Raw genomic sequence first — 19,810 nt, 5'->3', positions numbered from 1 at the left:
TATAGAAAGTTTGTAAGGAATTATAAAATGACAACCGAAATCAAAGTTCCGGTATTACCAGAATCCGTTGCTGATGCAACAGTGGCAACTTGGCATGTACAAGTTGGTGAAAAATTTACCCGTGATCAAGTCTTAGTAGATATTGAAACAGACAAAGTAGTATTAGAAGTCCCAGCTACTTGTGATGGCGTTATGACTGATATTAGTCAAGTGGATGGCGCGACTGTATTAGGCGACCAAGTAATTGGTACCTATTCAGAAGGCGGCGCAGCGGCTCCAGCACCGGTTGCAGCAGCAAGTGCACCAGTTGCAACCGCAACTAAAGTTATTGATATCGTTGTACCTGTTTTACCTGAATCAGTAGCGGATGCGACTGTTGCTACATGGCATGTAGCCGAAGGTGATACTGTATCAGTTGACCAAAACTTAGTTGATATTGAAACAGATAAAGTAGTACTTGAAGTTGTTGCTCAAGACAATGGCGTAATTGGTAAAATTATCCATGTTGAAGGCGATACTGTTTTAGGCGCACAAAAAATTGGCGAACTTAACGCCGGTGCTACAGCGAATACTACTGCTACTGCGACTGCCGAAGATGCAGTAAGCAGCGATGAAATTGCTAGCCCTTCAGTACGTCGTTTAATGACAGAAAAAGGCTTAACAGCAGCAGATGTTGTTGGTACTGGTAAAGGTGGTCGTATTTCTAAAGAAGACGTTGCTGCAGCAGCCAATAAGCCAGCAGCAGCTCCGGTAGCAAAAGCCGCAGCCCCTGCACCAGCTGTTCAAGATTTAGGTGAGCGTACACAGAAACGTGTACCTATGACACGTTTACGTAAAACAATCGCGACACGCTTATTAGCAGCTAAAAATGAAACGGCCATGTTAACAACTTTTAACGAAGTTAACATGAAGCCAATTATGGAGCTTCGCAAGCAATATAAAGACTTGTTTGAGAAAACCCATGATACCCGTTTAGGATTTATGTCTTTCTACGTGAAAGCGGTAACGGAAGCGCTTAAACGCTACCCAGCAATCAATGCTTCAATTGACGGCGATGATATTGTTTATCATAACTTCTTCGACATTTCTATTGCAGTTTCTACTCCGCGTGGTTTAGTTACTCCAGTATTACGCGACACAGATCAATTAAGCATGGCCGGTATTGAAAATGGTATTCGAGCATTAGCGCTTAAAGGTCGTGATGGTAAGCTTTCAATGGCTGAAATGACTGGCGGTAACTTCACTATCACTAACGGTGGTGTTTTTGGTTCATTGCTTTCAACACCTATCCTCAACTTACCGCAAGCGGCAATCTTAGGTATGCATAAAATCCAAGACCGTCCTATGGCAGTTGATGGAAAAGTTGAAATTCTACCTATGATGTACTTAGCATTATCTTACGATCACCGTTTAGTTGATGGTAAAGAGTCTGTTGGTTTCTTAGTAACAATCAAAGATTTGTTAGAAGACCCTACACGTCTTCTTTTAGATATATAAGTAGATAGTTAACTTGATAGCTAAGTCGTTTTTTAAGTTGTTTTATTAAGAAAACGATAACAAAAAACTTAAGCTATAAAAATTTAGTTCCTCGACTATAGTATTTGCTCTAATGGCTACCGTCATTAGAGCGTTTATACTATAATCGAGATACTTTTCACGGGCAGACTCTCAGTACTTCTTAGAAGTGCAATTGACTGTCATTATTTACAGATAAATGGATAAAACACCATGAATTTGCATGAGTATCAAGCGAAACAATTATTCGCTGAATATGGTTTACCAGTTTCTGAAGGTTTCGCTTGCGATACACCTCAAGAAGCTGCCGAAGCGGCTGATAAAATTGGCGGCGATATGTGGGTTGTTAAAACTCAAGTACACGCAGGCGGACGCGGTAAAGCTGGCGGTGTTAAGCTAGTTAAATCTAAAGAAGAAATCAAAGATTTCGCTCAACACTGGTTAGGTAAGAACTTAGTTACTTATCAAACAGACGCTAATGGTCAGCCAGTAACTAAAATTTTAGTTGAAAGCTGTACTGACATCGCTAACGAGTTATATCTTGGCGCTGTTGTAGATCGTGCTTCACAAAGAGTTGTTTTCATGGCATCTACCGAAGGCGGTGTTGACATTGAGAAGATTGCTGAAGAGACTCCTGAATTAATTCACAAAGCTGAAATTGACCCACTAGTTGGCGCTCAACCTTACCAAGCACGTGAATTAGGTTTTAAACTTGGCTTAAACCCTACGCAAATGAAGCAATTTGTTAAGATCTTTTTAGGTCTTGCAAAAATGTTTGAAGATTGTGATTTCGCACTACTTGAAATTAACCCGTTAGTTATTACTGACGAAGGTAATCTTCACTGTTTAGATGGCAAAATTGGTATCGATGGTAATGCTATCTACCGTCAACCTAAAATGCGTGCTTTCCACGATCCATCTCAAGAAGATGAACGTGAAGCACATGCAGCACAATGGGAGCTAAACTATGTAGCTCTTGATGGTACTGTTGGTTGTATGGTTAACGGTGCAGGCCTAGCAATGGGTACTATGGATATCGTTAACTTACACGGCGGCAAGCCAGCTAACTTCTTGGATGTTGGCGGCGGTGCAAACAAAGAACGTGTTTCTGAAGCATTCAAAATCATTTTATCTGACGAAAACGTTAAAGCTGTTTTAGTTAACATCTTTGGTGGCATCGTTCGTTGTGACATGATTGCTGAAGGTATTATTGGCGCTGTTAAAGAAGTTGGCGTTAAAGTACCTGTTGTTGTACGTCTTGAAGGTACAAATGCTGAATTAGGTCGTGAAGTTCTTAAAAACTCTGGCTTAGACATCATTGCTGCTGAATCATTAACTGATGCTGCAGAAAAAGTTGTAGCCGCTGCGGAGGGAAAATAATGTCTATCTTAATTAACAAAGATACTAAAGTTATCTGTCAAGGTTTTACTGGTGGTCAAGGTACTTTCCACTCAGAGCAAGCGATTGATTACGGTACACAAATGGTTGGTGGCGTAAGCCCAGGTAAAGGCGGTCAAACGCATTTAGGCCTACCAGTATTCAATACAGTTCGTGAAGCAGTAGAAGCAACTGGCGCAACAGCAACAGTTATCTATGTTCCAGCTCCGTTCTGTAAAGATGCAATTTTAGAAGCTATTGATGCTGGCATTGAAATTATCATCACTATTACTGAAGGTATTCCAACTTTAGATATGGTTGATGTTAAAGCTAAGCTTAATCAAACTGGCGTTCGCATGATCGGTCCTAACTGTCCAGGTGTTATCACTCCGGGCGAGACTAAGATTGGTATCATGCCAGGTCACATCCATTTACCAGGTAAAGTTGGCATTGTTTCACGTTCTGGTACGCTTACGTACGAAGCCGTTAAACAAACAACTGATTTCGGTTTCGGCCAATCTACTTGTGTAGGTATTGGTGGTGATCCAATTCCAGGTACTAACTTCATTGACGTATTGGAAATGTTCCAAAACGATCCTCAAACTGAAGCAATCGTAATGATTGGTGAAATTGGTGGTACTGCTGAAGAAGAAGCAGCGGAATACATCAAAGCACATGTTACTAAACCTGTTGTATCTTACATTGCTGGTGTTACTGCACCAGAAGGTAAGCGTATGGGTCACGCTGGCGCGATTATCGCTGGTGGTAAAGGTACTGCTGAAGAGAAATTTAAAGCATTAGAAGCGGCGGGTGTTAAAACTGTTCGTTCTTTAGCTGATATCGGCAAAGCACTTAAAGAGAAAACAGGTTGGTAGGCTAACGCTTACAGCTTGTAAATCTTAATAAAAACCCGCCTTTTCTAATAGAGAAGGCGGGTTTTTTTAAATCTTTATCCGGTCAAGGTTAATGTCATGAGATTTATTCATTTCGTAAAAATCTATTTTATCGTTTACTAGCAACGCTAAGATTGATTTCTTTATATCGGGGTCTATTTCACAGCCAAAATACACTTCTTTGATACTCCCTTTACTTATAGAGTACCTTCCGTTTGAGTCCTCTGAATTTATAAGCCTATATTCTTGCTCGTATGACCAAGATGGGTGTTTAGTAAGTAATGACCTAGTTATGAACTCTTTGGAGGCTACATTTTTAATATCACCTGAATAACTTCCAGCCCTAATCTTATCTTGATGCACCTTATAATCTACATCACCACCAAATATTCCACTCTTTTCAGTTACAATGCAGGCATAGTCGTAACCGATTACTATTCCGGTATGTTTTTTTGAGTAATGTGACCACATTAATATATTGTCATAATACCTTGAAAAACATGCAACACGAGCTTTGCTTATTGTTTCTGATAGGCACTCAAGTTTAAAACTCAGTATTTTTTGCATCAAAGCTTCTGAATTTGCTTTTATATCAATATACGCTTCTTGGGATGTCTGATATTTCTTAAATATGTCGAGTTTAGTTTGTTGGTTATATACAAATACAAAATCGTCCCACTCTTCTTTTGGTGTCCATTGTCGTTCAAATACATCTGGTAGTTCGAATGGATCGTTAAATTCTTTGGGGTCTGAGAACCAAATATATGGATTTATGAGCATTTTGAAAAGTATTTCAGAGATGGGGAGGTAGTAATACAAAGTTTCTGGCACAGCACTATAATATTTTTGTACTTCAACTTCACAATAAAGTGCAGCATCGCAACTTGTGTCTTTAACCTGCTTTAAACTTGATGGCGGGGTAATATACTTGTTCTCTTGGCTTATCTTACAAATTAAATTTTCGACTACATTTTGTATGGAATTTAACCCTTTATGAAAATCAACTGACTCTACTTCACACTGTGGATAATCTATACAGGAAAAAGTGTATTCATTATTTAATATTTGTACCTTGATAGGGTATTTAACAGTATAAGAAAATGACATAAATAGTAAGTTACTAATCTTAAGGGATTTTATGCCCTCAGTATCCTATTTTTTGTTATAACTTTCTAGTGTGATATCAAGGGGTAAGAACAGTTGATTTGATATCAACAATATCAGAGTCAGTTGATATTTATGTCGCGGTGGCGACGACACCCAAAGGGAGACTGCCTCCGGCCTCCCTTCGGAATCCCTCGGAGCTGCTAATCAAGTGTAATCCTACATTAAAAGCAATATTTTCGACGTAACAGCGCTGATGGCACATCCATGTGCCGACATCGCTTTGCTCATCATCCCTGATGAACATACGTGAATATTGCCTTTCATTGCGGCACTTGATTCAAGCAGACTTGTTGCGCGTTGATAGGTTAGGTGATTGTGTTGTTACATCTCCGTTCTTTGAAGCTGTCATTCCCGAAGTTTCTAATCGGGAATCCAGTTCACTATTACTTTGTTACTAGATTAAGTCAGATCGAGGAAGATTGTAGTTAAATTACCGAACAAATCGGAATACTCCAAGATTTCGAAGTTATCACCGAGATAGCCTGGCCTCAGGCTTCGTTAGTTTATTATTGAATGTTCTGCTGAATTTGGGCGAATAGGGTAGAAGGTGACAAATTATATCCCATAGGTAAAGGTAAGGTTATAAGGTTTCTTTATCGTATTTGGTTGATTGAACTTGCTCATATACTGATATGCCAATGGCACGTTTTTGTACGGTTGAACGAGCTTCATTAACAGCTTGAGCATCAAAACTGTTAATCTCAGTGTCTGTTGAGTCAGATGAATCAGTACTGTATAAGTCATTGGCTTTTTCAGTTGACTGAATATAGATGTCGATATTGTTCTTTTTTATATTTGCTTGATAAGCAGATAAACCAATTTGAACAGCGTCATCTTTTATTTGCTGGTTAGATTGTTTAATTTCTTCTACATCAACTGGTGTGCCTGATTTTTTTGCCTCAATAACTTGAGTCGCAGTATTTCTGGTAATCGCCTTTTGCACCAAATTAATAGAGTTTGATGTATTTGAATTAACCGAATTCATTAGAGGACTTCCTTATATTATGAGCCAATAATACTGAGTATAGATGTATTACTTAATTTTTGTTGTGGGCTCTAGGAGTGGAGGGTCGTTTAAATTCCGTATTATCGTGAATAAAATAGGGGAGTACAGTGATTGATCTCCCCTAGCAGTAACCGAAATTCCAAACAGGAAAGTAACACCAAGTAATAATACCTAAGTTAATGGGTAAACTTGATTGCTGTATTACCAGTAACCAAGAACGGTGATTAGATATCATCTATCGTTAATTTATGGCCCATTTTATTTTTCTTAGTCGTGAGGTATTGCTTATTATGGCTGTTATGGCCATCATTCAAAGGTATCCGTTGATTAATATTAATACCAATTTCATCGAGTGCCTGTAATTTAAGTGGATTATTTGTCATTACGTTAACGGTATTTATATTAAAAAATTCAAATATGCCTTTGCAGAAGAAGTAACTACGTTGGTCCGATTCAAAGCCTAAAAGCACATTAGCTTCAACAGTGTCAGCGCCCTTGTCTTGTAAATTGTAGGCTTTTATTTTATTGAGTAAACCAATACCTCGGCCTTCTTGTCGTAGGTATATGAGCAGACCTGAGCCATTATCAGCAATTTTTTTCATTGCAAACTGTAGTTGCGCGCCACAGTCACAGCGTAAACTGGAAAATGCATCACCGGTTAAGCACTCTGAGTGGATGCGAAGTAATACCGGTTCATCTTGTTTCCAATTGCCAAAACTCAATACTACATGTTCTTGGCCAGTGTTTGGTTCATAAAATCCATGCATTTTGAACTGACCAAATTGAGTCGGCAATTTGGTTGATTCTGAATAACGTAATAATGAAAATCGAGCTGTTTGTTTAAGCTCTTCTCTGACCTGCATTAATATTTTACCTAAACAATTCTTACCATGGCCATCACCGCCATCGCCCCAGTAATCATCTTTATGGGAATGCTCCTTAATAGTCCTCTCTTCAGTGGCAACTAAGTAATAGGCAAGTCGTGTATGTTGATTGAACTTTGCGCTGACAATGTCCAACATTCGTTGGTAACGGATATCAAGCCAATCTTCACGGACTTTATCAGAATGTTTTCGGCTAAGGTCGAATGTCTCTTTAGGGGTGGTCGCTTTTTGAATTTGATTAATAATAGCCTTGTCTTTAAATTTACTGGCTTGATAACAATGCTCGCTGCTTTGCCATTCTTGATGTTCAAACGTGATGGGGAAATCTGCGAAATTAGATAAATAGCCGTCGGCATCGAAAGGTTCATAAAACCAAATATCTTTAGTCATGTTATCTTCCTTGTTTTATGTTATTCCATTTAAGTGTAGAAGCTTTACCAAAAAGTGTTAAATCTACCTTCTGAGTAGTTGTATTTCTAATGTGACTACTTCCCATGCAACTATTAACTACAAACGAAGCAAGCTATCTGTTGAGCCTATGGGACTCTCTCAGCTGCTCGAATAAACGGGTTATTGAAACGATAGATAACATGCAGGATGGCTGTGGTATTAACCCAGATATAGTCAATACTATTTTTGACCTCTTCGTCACCACTAAAAGATGTCGAGGGGCCATCGGCTTAAGTTTGCATATTATCTATAATTTAGTGCATCAGTTACTTAAAGGAAAAATAAGACTAAGCACAGCTAAAAATACTCAGTCGAAAGTACAACGAACCTTGTTTATCGTTGAAATCCCATTAGATTTAAGTGCTGAAAAAAGTGAGTCTATCGCTACAGAAATCAGCAATTAACACAGTCTAGGTTAACCTTGTATTTCCGATTCTAGCGTAAGTTGTCAGGTAAATGTGGCGATGAGGATAAGCAGAATAAAAATACAAATTGTTAATTTAGGGGCTAGGGGTCATTAAAAACTTTATTCTGTTTGTTTAGCTACTTCTCTTATCTCTCTACTTTCTTCAATTACCTTCTCGCGCATCTCCGCGAGTTTCTCTAATGCCAGTTGTTTCTCCTCTGGGCTCATATTTTCATTGTTAGCTATCTCTTCCATCATGGCTTCGATCTCTTCAAGCTTATCTCGATCGATTCCTAAGCGTTGATCCAAGATATTTTGCATTATTTCATTAAAGCGATTATCGAAAGTGACATTGTCCTTGCTGCTAGTGCTTTTAGACGTATGTAGAACGTCATTTTTAGCGTCTTCACTTTTAGTTAATAGCGAGTTTGCTGTCTCTGGCCTTACATAAGTAGGTGCGATTTCTTTAATTTCCGTACCTTTCATCATTGCCAAGGCTTTATCCGATAATCTAACTGTGTCTTTTTCACCGGCTATGGCTTGTACGGGAGCTGTGGTGTTTGAAAAATTAACTAAGGTAGTATTGTTAGACTTCGCCAGTGCAACTTGTTGGGCGTAATTGCTGTTGATCATCATAATAGCGGTCCTTTACTTATAACTTTGTGATGCTTGAAATGTTTGAGATCTATTATCTACAAGAACATCACAGAGCATACTTTGTGCCAATATAAAGCTGCCAATAAGAATGATTGGAAACTAGCAATATTTATTGTCAATGATGAGCATGAGGGCGCTTATTAAAAGATTCGGAGATCTATGTTAGCTAATTAGCATTGAGTGAAGCTACAGTGGAGTTGTTTTAACGGTAAAGCGGCAGCTTCTTGCCAAAGTGTTTGCCGTATAAAATACAGAAATAGTCTTGGGTTGCCGAAAGCTATTACTTTTTATACTGTTGAGTTAGTAACAAACCTTCCAATAAATAAATCACCAAGGCAAACATTTTAAGTTTAAGCACTGCGTTAATGCATCATTGTTAATGTATTGTTGTTAACGGTAATGAGAATTGTTATCATCCATGCTTCATAAACAACTTACAGAAGCATAAAATGAAACGATTAATTATTACCCTTGTACTATTCCTAACACTAATGCCGAGTTTACTTGTGGCCAAAGAGCATCAGGTGAAAATGTTAACCGGCGATGCAAGTGGTCAAACTATGATCATGGAGCCAGCCTTTTTGAAAATAGCACTTGGCGATACAGTGCGCTTTATCCCCTCAGATGCTTCTCATAATGCACAATCTCTAGTCAGTCCAAAAGGGGCAAGTGCTTTTAGTACGCCTATGGGTAAAACTGCAGTCGTAGAGTTTAAGCAAGAAGGGGCTTATCTCTATAAGTGTTTACCGCATTTCGCCTTAGGCATGCTTGGTGTAATCCAAGTCGGAAAAGCAGTAAACATAGACGATGTTAAAGCTCAGTGGCAAACATTACAGACTGGCGTGGTGATGAATAAAGATCGGGTAGCAGCGACAATTGCAAAGATTGAGAACTAGCAATTAATCACTGATTAAAGCTATGACCTTTTTGAAAACATCAGTAGCTTCGCTATTTTTAAAGGCGCTACTGATGTTTTTTGTCAATAAACTTGAGTCAAAATATGTAGATATTCAGAGCTACTTGGATATTTTTTGTAAGCTTTGCACTAACCATTGCTTCATTTGCATTTCATTAAGACCGCCAGAGATACGATCGACCTCCTTACCTTGATGAAAAAATGCCAAGGTGGGTAAACTGCGAATATGCACCTTAGCCGCTATCTGTTGCACTTGCTCAGTATTTACTTTAGCAAACAGTATTGTTGGCGAGTCTTGCGCTACTTTACTAAAAATAGGTGCCATGTTTTGGCACGGCCCACACCAGCTAGCCCAAAAATCAACAACTACCGGTAAGTCATTGCGCTCAATAAAGGCGGCAAAAGTGTTGTTAGTGAGTTCAATAGGTTTTGAGGAATAAAGCCCTTGCTGGCACTTGCCACATTTACCCTTACTATGAGCTTTATCATCAGGGATTCGATTGGTAGTAAAACAATTGCTACAAACTAGATTCATATGCTTTCCGGTAACTTTCTTCATTGGTCAATGAGTCGAATATTAACTGATTAGTATGAAACAGTTAATAGTTATCGGTTCAAGGCGCTTTTAATAATCAATATGAGTCAATAGTACCTGCGGTATTGATTTTTAAATCGGCTTATTAGCGCAAAATAACTGAGCTAAATAGTTAGTGTACGTCGGTATATTGTATGCAATAATGTTTTTATCATTAAAACAATAAAGATATCCATATGCATAAATTTTCAATGACACTTGCCGCCGTTGCTATTGCTTCGGTCATTTCAGCTTGTAGTAATAGCCTTCCTACCATAGTCGAACAGCAAGAAAATATTAGCTCAGTAGCGGGGCAAGTCGACGCTAGAGTTGCTCAAGTGTTAGCTACGGATGTTGAGCAATTGTGGAGTCAAGATTTTAACCATTATCAAGCTGGTATGCTTAAAGCGGTTGCCGAAGCCATTTCAATCGAAGCGTTAAAAGGCGAACTAAATAGTGAGAAGTTGGAAAAACTTACTTTCTATTTACGTATTTATAGTAGTTTTGGTACTGATAAAGACTGGTCTGAACATACCGCCGAATCGGTAAACAATGCTTTGACTGATTTGTACAATATGCCGGGATTCTTTGCAGTGAATGCTACTACCGCACGTTTACATGAAAACTACGCTGTGGCTTTATACCGGTTATATTTCTTAGCGCCATTACAGCCTTTTACTGCTGAGCAAGTGAAACCATTAAGTCAGTTAATAAACATTTATGCGAGTGCCGATTTATCCAATACGTCTCTAACAAATGACAAAGAAAATAATAAGGCAATTGATTATGCCTTGTGGGAAGTATTACGTGCGGGCGCTATTTTGCCTTATGAAGCACGTAGAAAAAATGAAAGTGTATTTAGCCAAGCCGTATTGGGCGAGGATGAATTACAGCAGGCGCTAATACAATTTATTACCGCTAAAAATAATACCCTAGCAAATAATGACTGGCCTAAACAACACGCGTTATGGGCATTGGCACAATATTATAATTTATATAATAAAGAATACTGGAATGAATATTATCAGCGCTCAGCCGATGATCAAAAGCGTTTAGATGATGATAAGTTATCACTTGATGTTGAAGCTAAAATGCATACCCTTGATAACAGTGTTTGGACTGCGTTAAATACGGACAAGAAAGTAACACCAGAGCAAAGCAAAACGCTTTTTAGTGTGCCTTATGTGGTAAATACTTTTAGAGGAAAGTCTGAATGTGAAGAGGGTACTCTCGCTGGGCGCTGTATAACACCATCGATTGAGCAAGCTTTGCCTATTAATCATGAGTGTTCAGACCGAATTTATATTCTGACCCAAGCCATGTCTATAGCGCAATTAAATGATTCTTGTCAGAAACTCATTTCTCAAGAAAGTCATTTTCATGACATTTTAGCAACTAATAATGAGCCAGTAGCCAACGATTTTAATGATAAATTACGCGTAGTTATTTTTGATAATCACGCAGAATATAATAAATACGGTCAATTAGTTTTTGATATTAATACCGATAATGGTGGCATGTACATTGAGGGTATTACTCAAGATCCCGATAATATTGCAACTTTTTATTCATTCGAACACTTCTGGGTGAGACCTGAGTTTGCCGTGTGGAACCTTAATCATGAATTTGTCCATTACTTAGACGGTCGCTTCGTAAAATACGACACCTTTAATCACTTTCCTAGCCATATGGTGTGGTGGTCTGAAGGGCTCGCTGAATATGTGGCTAAAGAAGATAATAATCCTAGAGCCTTTAAGCTGGTTAATGATACTGAAGCAAAAGATTGGCCGAGCTTAACGGATGTTTTCAATACTGAATATAAAGATGGTACTGATAGGGTTTATCGTTGGGGCTATTTAGCGGTGCGTTTTATGAATGAACATCATCAAAGCGATTATAGAGAAATGGCCCATTTTTTACAGACAGACTTCTTTGCCGGCTACAAAAAATTATTAGCTGAGTCAGGTGAAAAGTTTAATGATGAATTTAATTTGTGGCTAGTTGAGCATAATGAAAATTATGTCGCTGAAGCAGAAGATAATAACCCACAAAAGCCGCGTCAATTTTATCGCTATACCTATAAAGATTATCTTCAACCTGCGCACTTAACCGAAGATGAATTACATATGCACTGGCAGTATTGGCATGAGAATGCCTTAAAAGCCACGGAGAAAAAAATTGCTCACAAGGCTAATACTCCATAAGTCATTATTAAAGGTCTTATTAGCTAAGTAATTAACGGAATTGCTACCAGAGTAGCGAGCAGAATAACGACAAGAGTAGCGAACGGCATCACTAATGAAATAATGACCGAAGTTACTAACGTCAGTTTAATGACAGGTAACATAGCTTGTCAGTACTTCAGTCAAGGATGAGCAGCAAGTAATTCCAACATTTTAACTGAGCTCACTTAGCGTGAAGCTTAGTTAAAGTGTTCTATTTATTAATTTTAATCGTTACAGGCTGGAATCACATATTGTGAAATACATACTATGAGTTATTACTACAGAGAAACGTTGAAAAGGACTCTCACCTTGCAACAGTTGTTTTGCAAAATGGTAAATTTCAATACTTTATTTAATCACTTTTAAAAAAGCGAATGTAATCAAGCGTAAATCTGACTGCCTTTTGGCACATTTGATGCACTAGTACTGTAGAGAATGAAACGGGCGTAGCCATTTATTAAGTTGAGGGTAGACTATGTTAAATTACAGTATTAGGAAAGATAGACGGGTGATAATGACCGCGGCAATGCTAGAGGCTTATCAGCAATATGTTAAAACAATTATTCAAGAAGATGGCAGGGGTGAGCAAGGTTGTAGACAAAACTCTGAAGCTTTAAACGAGCAGGATGAAAGCCAAGTTTATGAATTAGGTTCTAACTAACCTGAGCTCTGGATAAGCGGCACTTGCTCAACATTCCCCTTTATCCAATTATCAGCGTTAAAACGTAGATAAATGACCCGTTATTCATAAACGTTTTACCTTGATAATCGAATAAATTGAAACATTGATAGAGTATATAGTTACTTAATATTGTGAACTTTACTCTTAACAATCTAAGTTGTTGTTTGTACTTTAACATCAAGTACTCATTATCCAGAGTTCAGGTTAACTAACCTTTCATCTTGACAGTAAAGTAAAAAGGGCTTGGTTTTTTTAGTATATCCACTATGATTAAACGCTATTTTATCTAGTGAACAATGGGTTAGTCGCTCATTGAATAAACGGATATGAAACCAGCACAGTTACCATCTTTATTAGCTAAATTTTTTGTATTAGCAATATTGCCTAATAGCTCTCTCAGTGTAGCAATACAAAATGCCATTACTTTTGCTGATGCACTTAAGTCAGGAAGCGGGCTGTTATCAAGTACTGTCTGGCCGACACTACTTGATCACAGATTTTGTTGAGCGCTAGCCTTTGCTGCTAAAAATAATAACGCTTAACTAATATGGCGCTCTTTTTATGGATGACAGGGGCATTAGCCTCCTTTTGTATCCTTGCTATCGGTGCTCGAGAGCTAAGTGGTGAACTTAGTATTGCTCAATCTCTGGCTATTCGCAGTGCTATTGGCTTAGTGTTCCTATCGTGTGTTTACTTTATTCGTTCACTATTTTTTAAAGATAAGCGTTTAAAGGGAGTACTTAATCAACCGCGTCACCAGGTGGTGAAACTGCATTTCTTTCGTAATGTTTTTCATTTTCTAGCCCAATATGGCTGGTTTTTTGGTATTGGCCTATTACCATTGGCAGAAGTGTTCGCGTTAGAGTTCACTGTGCCTATTTGGACCTTGTTAATTGCCAGCTTTTTTCTTAATGAAAAAGTAACCGCAAATAAACTGATAGCGATATTTCTTGGTACCTTAGGTGTTATTGCTATTGTACAACCAGGTTATGCCTTAATTGATTATGCTGCCATTGTGGTACTGGGCTCAGCCATTTGTTTTGCCATATCACACACCACCACCAAGTCTTTATCAAAAACAGAGTCACCTTTAACTATTTTACTTTTTATGTGCCTTATTCAATTACCTATTGGCTTGGCATTATCATTGTCAGGTTGGATTTGGCCACAAGGTGAGCAGTGGCTTTGGCTGGTCGTTATTGGTCTAAGCGCATTGTCAGCACATTTTTGTTTAGCTAAAGCAATGCAGTATGCTGAAGTCACTACCATTATTACCCTCGACTTTCTCAGACTGCCGTTAATTGCCATGATTGGCGTTATTTTTTATCACGAAGCATTCGAGTTGCCCTTGCTTATTGGCGGTGGTTTGATGCTGATTGGTAATCTAATCGGCATTCGAGATTTAACCAAGAAAAAGACTAAAGCCAAGAACAAATAGACCAAAGAGGGAAATAAAACCTACGCTTTTGCTTTTATTTTGTCTTGTATTACCTAGCCTTATCTTACATCAACATCTAGGAGCAGGCGTTAAGCTAACATCACTGTTTAATCAAATGATTTATTGGTGAATGAAGTGTCAAAGTTCTTGAAGCTGTCTCGTGTATCAGCTGAACAAACGGTCAGTTACGGCTTGGTTTTTTTTGCTAGCTTAGTGATATTCTTTATCTCGCAAGTTATTCAATCTTATCTATCGGCTTACAACCTTAGCCTTATGTATATTTCATTTACGGCTGGTTTTATTTTATTCATTCCTTTAGTTAGCTTAGTTTTACACCCCTTGTTGGTTAACCGAGCGGGGCAAAGAGAAACTTTTCACATCCGCGCTTTACTCGCAAACATAGGGCTAATATGTGTGGTGCAATTTCTATGTTTTCTTATTTGGATAACCGATGCGATCACCTTGTATAGTTTATATGTTGATCAAAACTCCTTTCTTGCCAAAGTATTTGCTATCAAAACACAAGCGCGAGGCGACCTGACTTTTGAATTCTACTGTTTCAACTTTGTCTTAGCCTGGTTGTTTTCGCTGCTATCTATGATTGTTGGTGTCTTACCGTGTTTGATAGCCCGCTTGGATAATTTGGGCCTAGTAGGAGATTTTGTTGCAGCTTTTTCTTTTGCTAAAAGTCAGTTATTGCTGATTAGCTTATATGCCTTACTTATCGTTAGCGCGGTATTATTACCCTTGTTATACGCAAAATACCTTTTTGTAGTGGTTTTTCCTATCGTACTAGTAGTTATTTTTACTCGCTTAAATAAAGACTATTTATTATGGTCAAAATCATAATTACCGGGAATATCCTCGAGAAGTTACTCCGGGACGACGTTAGTTTTGTTGACCTATACTGCTATAATAGTAAGTAGAGATAACACCTATTATTTAACTGTTTTAACTGTTTTAACTGTTTTAACTGTTTAAATAAATTTGGAGGCTAAAATGGTTTCGCCAATCGAAGGTAATAGCTCGGTAGCTCAAGTGCTGCAACAACAGCGCCAACAAGTTGCTAGTCAGCAAGACGAACAGCGCATTAAAGAACAACAAGAGGCGAATCGGCAAGTTCAAGAAAGTAGAGCTGCAGAGTCAAGCCGAAATGATGCCGATGATCGAAAAGGCCGATCAGTAAATTTATCGGTTTAAACTTTGCAAACTTACTCGCGGATTCTGATTTAGTAAGATTTTTTTGTATTGTTGCTAAAGGCACAAATTTTATCGTAAGCAACTAATTACAAACATAAGTGCGCAGTTCTTCGCCTCCGATTCCCATGTTGCCATTGTAGGTGCTCGCTTCACGGTGACAGACACACCTTTTAAAATTTCTGTCGATATTCTTACTGTTTTTAATACTTTACTCGCTGTAATTACCAGGAATTACTGTTAAAATAGCCTTTTTATTTTCTATTCGAGTTTGTTTTGTCTGTTTCGATTGAGTCCGCTATTACATCATTTTCCCATATACAAAAACTTTTTGATTTATTGCCGCAAGCCAAAAAATGTGATGTGGGGCGCTTTATTAAAAGGTTAACTAACCTTAAGAATACAATAACTAAAGAGGCCGGTTCTCTGAATCAGGCTGAATTAGGGCAACTGGCGTTATCAGCCAAGCAAATAAAGCTAGTTGAGCAGTTACAACAACATATTTTAGAATCAATTGCCGATAAAAAACAAAAAATCCGTGATTTACCAAAAATAAGCTACCCCGCTGGTTTACCTATTGCAGATAATGCTAAGCAAATAGCGCAAGCCATTCAAGAAAACCAAGTGGTTATTATTGCCGGCGAAACAGGCTCAGGAAAAACCACGCAAATCCCCAAAATTTGTCTTGAACTTGGTCGTGGTGTTGATGGTCTGATTGGCCATACTCAACCTAGACGTATCGCCGCGAGAACTGTGGCGAACCGAATTGCCGAAGAGTTAGGTACCAAGCTAGGTGACCAGGTAGGTTACAAAGTCCGTTTTAATGATCAAGTCAGTGAACGCAGTTATATAAAATTAATGACTGATGGTATTTTGCTGGCGGAAATGCAAAAAGACCGCTTATTGCGTCAATACGACACTATCATCATCGATGAAGCGCATGAACGTAGTTTAAATATCGATTTTATTTTAGGTTATTTAAAGCAAATATTGGTTAAACGTCCTGATCTCAAGGTTATCATTACCTCGGCGACTATTGACCCGTTACGCTTTGCCAAGCACTTTGCCAGTAAAACCGGCGTGTTGGCACCAGTTATCGAAGTATCAGGCCGGACTTTCCCGGTTGAAATGCGCTACAGACCTTTAAATGATAGACCTGTCGATGACGCGGAAGAGCCCTCAACACAAACTGTTGATATTATTGGTGGTATTTTATCGGCGGTAGATGAACTTAGTGAGTGTGGGCAAGGCGATATTTTGGTGTTTCTTAATGGTGAGCGAGAAATACGTGATACAGCGGCAGCACTTAATAAAGCGAATTTACGCCACACCAATGTTCTGCCGCTGTATGCACGTTTAACCATTAGTGAGCAAAACCAGATATTCAAGCCCCATAGTGGTCGCAACTTAATTTTGGCGACCAATGTTGCCGAAACGAGCTTAACCATACCGGGGATTAAGTACGTGATTGACCCGGGTACCGCGCGTATATCACGGTATAGTTCTCGCACCAAGGTACAACGTTTACCTATTGAACCTGTTTCACAGGCAAGTGCTAATCAACGTGCTGGTCGGTGTGGTAGGGTCTCTGACGGTATCTGTATCCGTTTATATTCAGAGGATGATTATAACAGTAGAGCTGAATTTACCGATCCTGAAATATTACGCACCAACTTAGCCACGGTTATTTTGCAAATGCATGCCTTGGACCTAGGCGACATTGCTAATTTCCCTTTTGTTGAAGCACCGGATAACCGTAATATCACCGATGGTGTACGCTTATTGGAAGAAATTGCCGCGCTTGAGCCTGCAGGTAAGCCAGACAAAGAAAAACTTAACAAATCAGCTAAAGGTAATCTGGTAAGTCCGACTACACAGTTAACAAAATCAGGGCGTTTATTAGCTAAATTTCCGATAGATCCACGTTTGGCTAAAATGGTTATCACCGCCATTGAGTTTGGTTGTATAGAACAAGTACTGATTATAGTGAGTGCGTTAAGTATTCAAGACCCGCGTGAAAGGCCACACGAAAAACAACAGCTTAGCGATGAAAAACACAATCGTTTTAAAAACAAGCATTCTGATTTTGTAAGTTTACTTAATCTTTGGCAGTATATTAGTGAACAGCAAAAAGAATTAAAGCAAAATCAGTTTAGAAAGCTCTGTCAGCGTGAGTTTCTTTCTTATGTGCGCTTGCGTGAATGGCAAGATATCTTTAGCCAATTAAAGATGACACTTAAAGAGCAAAAAATACCGTTAACATCCGTTGATTACCGTTTTACTATGCCGAGTAATCAGCAAGGTCAAGCAGCAAGCTCAGCAGAAGGTAAGGCAAAAGAAGACGAGCAAGACTCCGCATTAACTCCTATCCACCAGGCATTATTATCGGGTTTATTGAGTCATATCGGTCAACAAGATGAAAATCGCGAGTACAAAGGTGCTCGCGGCATGAAATTCTTTATCTTCCCTGGTTCAGCTTTAACTAAAAAATCACCTAAGTGGTTAATGTCAGCTGAATTAGTAGAAACTAGCCGATTATTTGCCCGTATGAATGCCAAGATTGACCCCTTGTGGCTTGAGCCGCTCGCGCCACACCTTGTTAAGCGAAATTACAGTGAGCCGCATTGGGAGAAAAATCAAGGCGCGGTAATGGCCTTTGAGCAAGTGACTTTATATGGCTTAAGTATTGTCAGTAAACGTAAGATTAACTTTAATACGATTGAACCCGTTACTTGCCGTGAGATATTTATTCGCGAAGCACTGGTCAATGGTGACTGTGTTATTAAAGAAAAATTCTTAAGAAAAAATCAGCAGTTAGTCGAAAGCATTGAAGCGTTAGAGCAAAAAGCCCGCCGTAAAGATTTTTTGATTGATGAACAGCACTTGGTTGATTTTTACAGTGATAAATTACCAGATACCATTATTTGCCAACGTAGTTTCCTCGCTTGGTGGAAAAAGGCGAAGCAAGCTAATGAGCAGCTATTAGACTTTAGTAAAGCCTTTTTATTGAATGAATCATCGGCTGAACTCAGTAAAGCTGATTATCCCGATATTTGGCAGCAAGGTAACATCACTTTGCCGCTCAGTTATCATTTTACTCCTGGGGACATTGATGATGGTATTAGCCTTATTGTACCTATTGCCTTATTGAATCAAGTACAAGATGTTGGCTTTGATTGGTTGATTCCAGCACTACGCGAAGAGCTAGCCATTGCCTTGATTAAAGCACTGCCTAAGGCCTTAAGACGTAATTTTGTGCCGGCGCCTAACTATGCCCAAGCGTGTTTAGCGGCAATGCCAAGTGAAAGCGGTAACTTACAAGCCGCGTTAGCGAAACAGTTATTGCGCATGACCGGGGTGCGTTTACCCGAAGAAGCTTGGCAGGATATTTCTCTACCGGTGCATTTAACGATGAATTTTCAAGTGGTAGATGATAAAGGTAAGCTATTAAAACAGGGCAGAGACCTTAATGACCTTAAAGCTGAGCTACAAGGTAAAGTTAAAGCATCGATAAAACAAGTAGCAGATAAAGGCATAGAGCAAGCCGATTTAACCCAGTGGAACTTTGGCAATTTACCAAAAGGTTATGAAAAGAAAGTTGCCAATATCACCATTAAGGCATTTCCAGCCTTAGTTGACCATAAAAGCAGTGTCGCAATTGAGCTTTTTGAACAAGAGCAACATGCACAAGACGCTATGTTAAAAGGTATTAGTCGACTGATTTTGTTGAATATCCCAACACCGGTAAAATATTTACAGGAAAAACTGCCTAATAAAGCCAAACTTGGTTTGTACTTTAATCCTTTTGGCTCAATCAATGAGCTTTTAGAAGACTGTATTCAAGGTGCTTGTTTGTCTTTAGTGCAGCAGTTTGCTCAACAGCAAAATGATGGTCAACTACCTAGAGATGAAAAGCAGTTTTCTCAGTGTAGCGATTATGTCAGGGCTGAAATTGCTGATTGTGTATTAGCGGCTACCATTAAAGTTGAAAGGGCATTAAGTTTACGCCATGAAGTAACTAAAAAAATGAAAGGTAGCGTACCGTTAAATGTCATCCAATCTCATGGTGATATTAAGCAGCAATGTGAAAAGTTAGTGTTCAAAGGCTTTGTTACCTTCTCAGGTTTGAGTAAGCTAGATGATATTGTGCGTTATTTACAAGGCATGTTAAGGCGCTTAGAAAAGCTGCCTATTGACCCTAACCAAGACAGATTAAAACTTATTGATGTCAATAAAGTGCTTGATACCTATCAAGCTATTATCAATAAGCAGCGCAAAGATAAGCCCGTTGAGAATGAGTTACTTAACACCCGTTGGTTAATTGAAGAGTTGAGGGTTTCTTTATTTGCCCAAAACCTGGGTACCGCGTCGCCGATATCGGTAAAACGTATTCTCAATCATTTAAAGGGCTTTTCTTAATCTA

At 38.7% G+C, this 19,810-nt stretch carries 16 protein-coding genes and 1 pseudogene; 11 read left to right on the top strand and 6 right to left on the bottom strand.

What is annotated here, in order from left to right:
- Nucleotides 1-27 precede the first annotated feature (27 nt).
- From odhB to sucD, 3 genes are all read left to right on the top strand, one after another.
- Nucleotides 28-1,497: a 2-oxoglutarate dehydrogenase complex dihydrolipoyllysine-residue succinyltransferase gene (gene odhB / locus HRT55_RS17625; RefSeq protein WP_291623310.1), complete on the top strand. Its 1,470-nt coding sequence runs from the start codon at nt 28-30 to the stop codon at nt 1,495-1,497.
- Nucleotides 1,498-1,728: 231 nt separating this feature from the next.
- Nucleotides 1,729-2,895: an ADP-forming succinate--CoA ligase subunit beta gene (gene sucC, locus HRT55_RS17620; RefSeq protein WP_291614853.1), complete on the top strand. Its 1,167-nt coding sequence runs from the start codon at nt 1,729-1,731 to the stop codon at nt 2,893-2,895.
- Entirely contained in the window at nt 2,895-3,767 is an 873-nt protein-coding gene (sucD, locus tag HRT55_RS17615) for a succinate--CoA ligase subunit alpha (protein ID WP_291623308.1), read from the top strand. The genes sucC and sucD overlap by 1 nt, the downstream gene beginning before the upstream one ends.
- 66 nt (nt 3,768-3,833) lie before the next feature.
- On the opposite strand, the gene HRT55_RS17610 is transcribed toward sucD, so the two are convergent.
- The 4 genes and pseudogenes from HRT55_RS17610 to HRT55_RS20990 form a co-directional block, all read right to left on the bottom strand.
- On the bottom strand, nt 3,834-4,892 hold the full coding sequence (locus HRT55_RS17610; protein ID WP_291623306.1) for a DUF2971 domain-containing protein: 1,059 nt from the start codon (nt 4,890-4,892) through the stop codon (nt 3,834-3,836).
- 640 nt (nt 4,893-5,532) lie between these two features.
- Nucleotides 5,533-5,937: a hypothetical protein gene (locus HRT55_RS17605; protein ID WP_291623305.1), complete on the bottom strand. Its 405-nt coding sequence runs from the start codon at nt 5,935-5,937 to the stop codon at nt 5,533-5,535.
- Between the two features lie 245 nt (nt 5,938-6,182).
- Complete coding sequence (ribA, locus tag HRT55_RS20995; RefSeq protein WP_367241226.1) at nt 6,183-6,821, bottom strand: GTP cyclohydrolase II; 639 nt, start codon at nt 6,819-6,821, stop codon at nt 6,183-6,185.
- Nucleotides 6,810-7,232 (bottom strand): annotated as a pseudogene (locus HRT55_RS20990) (NADAR family protein); the annotation flags it as partial. The pseudogene HRT55_RS20990 and the gene ribA, both read right to left, overlap by 12 nt.
- Nucleotides 7,233-7,336: 104 nt before the next feature.
- Here HRT55_RS20990 and HRT55_RS17595 point away from each other — a divergent pair.
- Nucleotides 7,337-7,696 (top strand): ATP-binding protein, encoded by a 360-nt coding sequence (locus HRT55_RS17595; RefSeq protein ID WP_291623301.1) that lies wholly within the window; start codon nt 7,337-7,339, stop codon nt 7,694-7,696.
- A gap of 122 nt (nt 7,697-7,818) precedes the next feature.
- Here HRT55_RS17595 and HRT55_RS17590 read toward each other — a convergent pair whose 3' ends face one another.
- Nucleotides 7,819-8,334, bottom strand: coding sequence for a hypothetical protein (locus HRT55_RS17590; protein WP_291623299.1), 516 nt, complete (start codon nt 8,332-8,334; stop codon nt 7,819-7,821).
- 470 nt (nt 8,335-8,804) lie between these two features.
- Between HRT55_RS17590 and HRT55_RS17585 the strand changes: the two genes are divergently transcribed.
- Nucleotides 8,805-9,251 carry a plastocyanin/azurin family copper-binding protein gene (locus tag HRT55_RS17585; protein WP_291623297.1) on the top strand — a complete coding sequence of 149 codons (447 nt, stop codon included), beginning with the start codon at nt 8,805-8,807 and terminating at the stop codon, nt 9,249-9,251.
- A 120-nt stretch (nt 9,252-9,371) separates the two neighbouring features.
- Here HRT55_RS17585 and trxC read toward each other — a convergent pair whose 3' ends face one another.
- Nucleotides 9,372-9,806, bottom strand: coding sequence for a thioredoxin TrxC (trxC, locus tag HRT55_RS17580; protein ID WP_291623295.1), 435 nt, complete (start codon nt 9,804-9,806; stop codon nt 9,372-9,374).
- A gap of 236 nt (nt 9,807-10,042) precedes the next feature.
- Between trxC and HRT55_RS17575 the strand changes: the two genes are divergently transcribed.
- The 6 genes from HRT55_RS17575 to hrpA all read left to right on the top strand — a co-directional run bounded on the left by HRT55_RS17575 (nt 10,043) and on the right by hrpA (nt 19,806).
- On the top strand, nt 10,043-12,049 hold the full coding sequence (locus HRT55_RS17575; protein WP_291623294.1) for a collagenase: 2,007 nt from the start codon (nt 10,043-10,045) through the stop codon (nt 12,047-12,049).
- Between the two features lie 496 nt (nt 12,050-12,545).
- On the top strand, nt 12,546-12,731 hold the full coding sequence (locus HRT55_RS17570; RefSeq protein WP_291623291.1) for a hypothetical protein: 186 nt from the start codon (nt 12,546-12,548) through the stop codon (nt 12,729-12,731).
- 568 nt (nt 12,732-13,299) lie between these two features.
- Complete coding sequence (locus HRT55_RS17565; RefSeq protein WP_291623289.1) at nt 13,300-14,190, top strand: DMT family transporter; 891 nt, start codon at nt 13,300-13,302, stop codon at nt 14,188-14,190.
- Nucleotides 14,191-14,325: 135 nt separating this feature from the next.
- Nucleotides 14,326-15,039 carry a hypothetical protein gene (locus HRT55_RS17560; RefSeq protein ID WP_291623287.1) on the top strand — a complete coding sequence of 238 codons (714 nt, stop codon included), beginning with the start codon at nt 14,326-14,328 and terminating at the stop codon, nt 15,037-15,039.
- 150 nt (nt 15,040-15,189) lie between these two features.
- A complete protein-coding gene (locus tag HRT55_RS17555; RefSeq protein WP_291623286.1) occupies nt 15,190-15,390 on the top strand; it encodes a hypothetical protein in 201 nt (66 codons plus the stop codon).
- Nucleotides 15,391-15,663: 273 nt separating this feature from the next.
- Nucleotides 15,664-19,806 carry an ATP-dependent RNA helicase HrpA gene (gene hrpA, locus HRT55_RS17550; RefSeq protein ID WP_291623285.1) on the top strand — a complete coding sequence of 1,381 codons (4,143 nt, stop codon included), beginning with the start codon at nt 15,664-15,666 and terminating at the stop codon, nt 19,804-19,806.
- The last annotated feature ends 4 nt before the right edge of the window (nt 19,807-19,810 follow it).

The organism is Colwellia sp. (assembly GCF_013214175.1).
Taxonomy (GTDB): Bacteria; Pseudomonadota; Gammaproteobacteria; order Enterobacterales; family Alteromonadaceae; genus Colwellia.
Note: the sequence above shows the minus strand (reverse complement) of the source record. Positions and strands in the feature narration are given on the sequence as shown.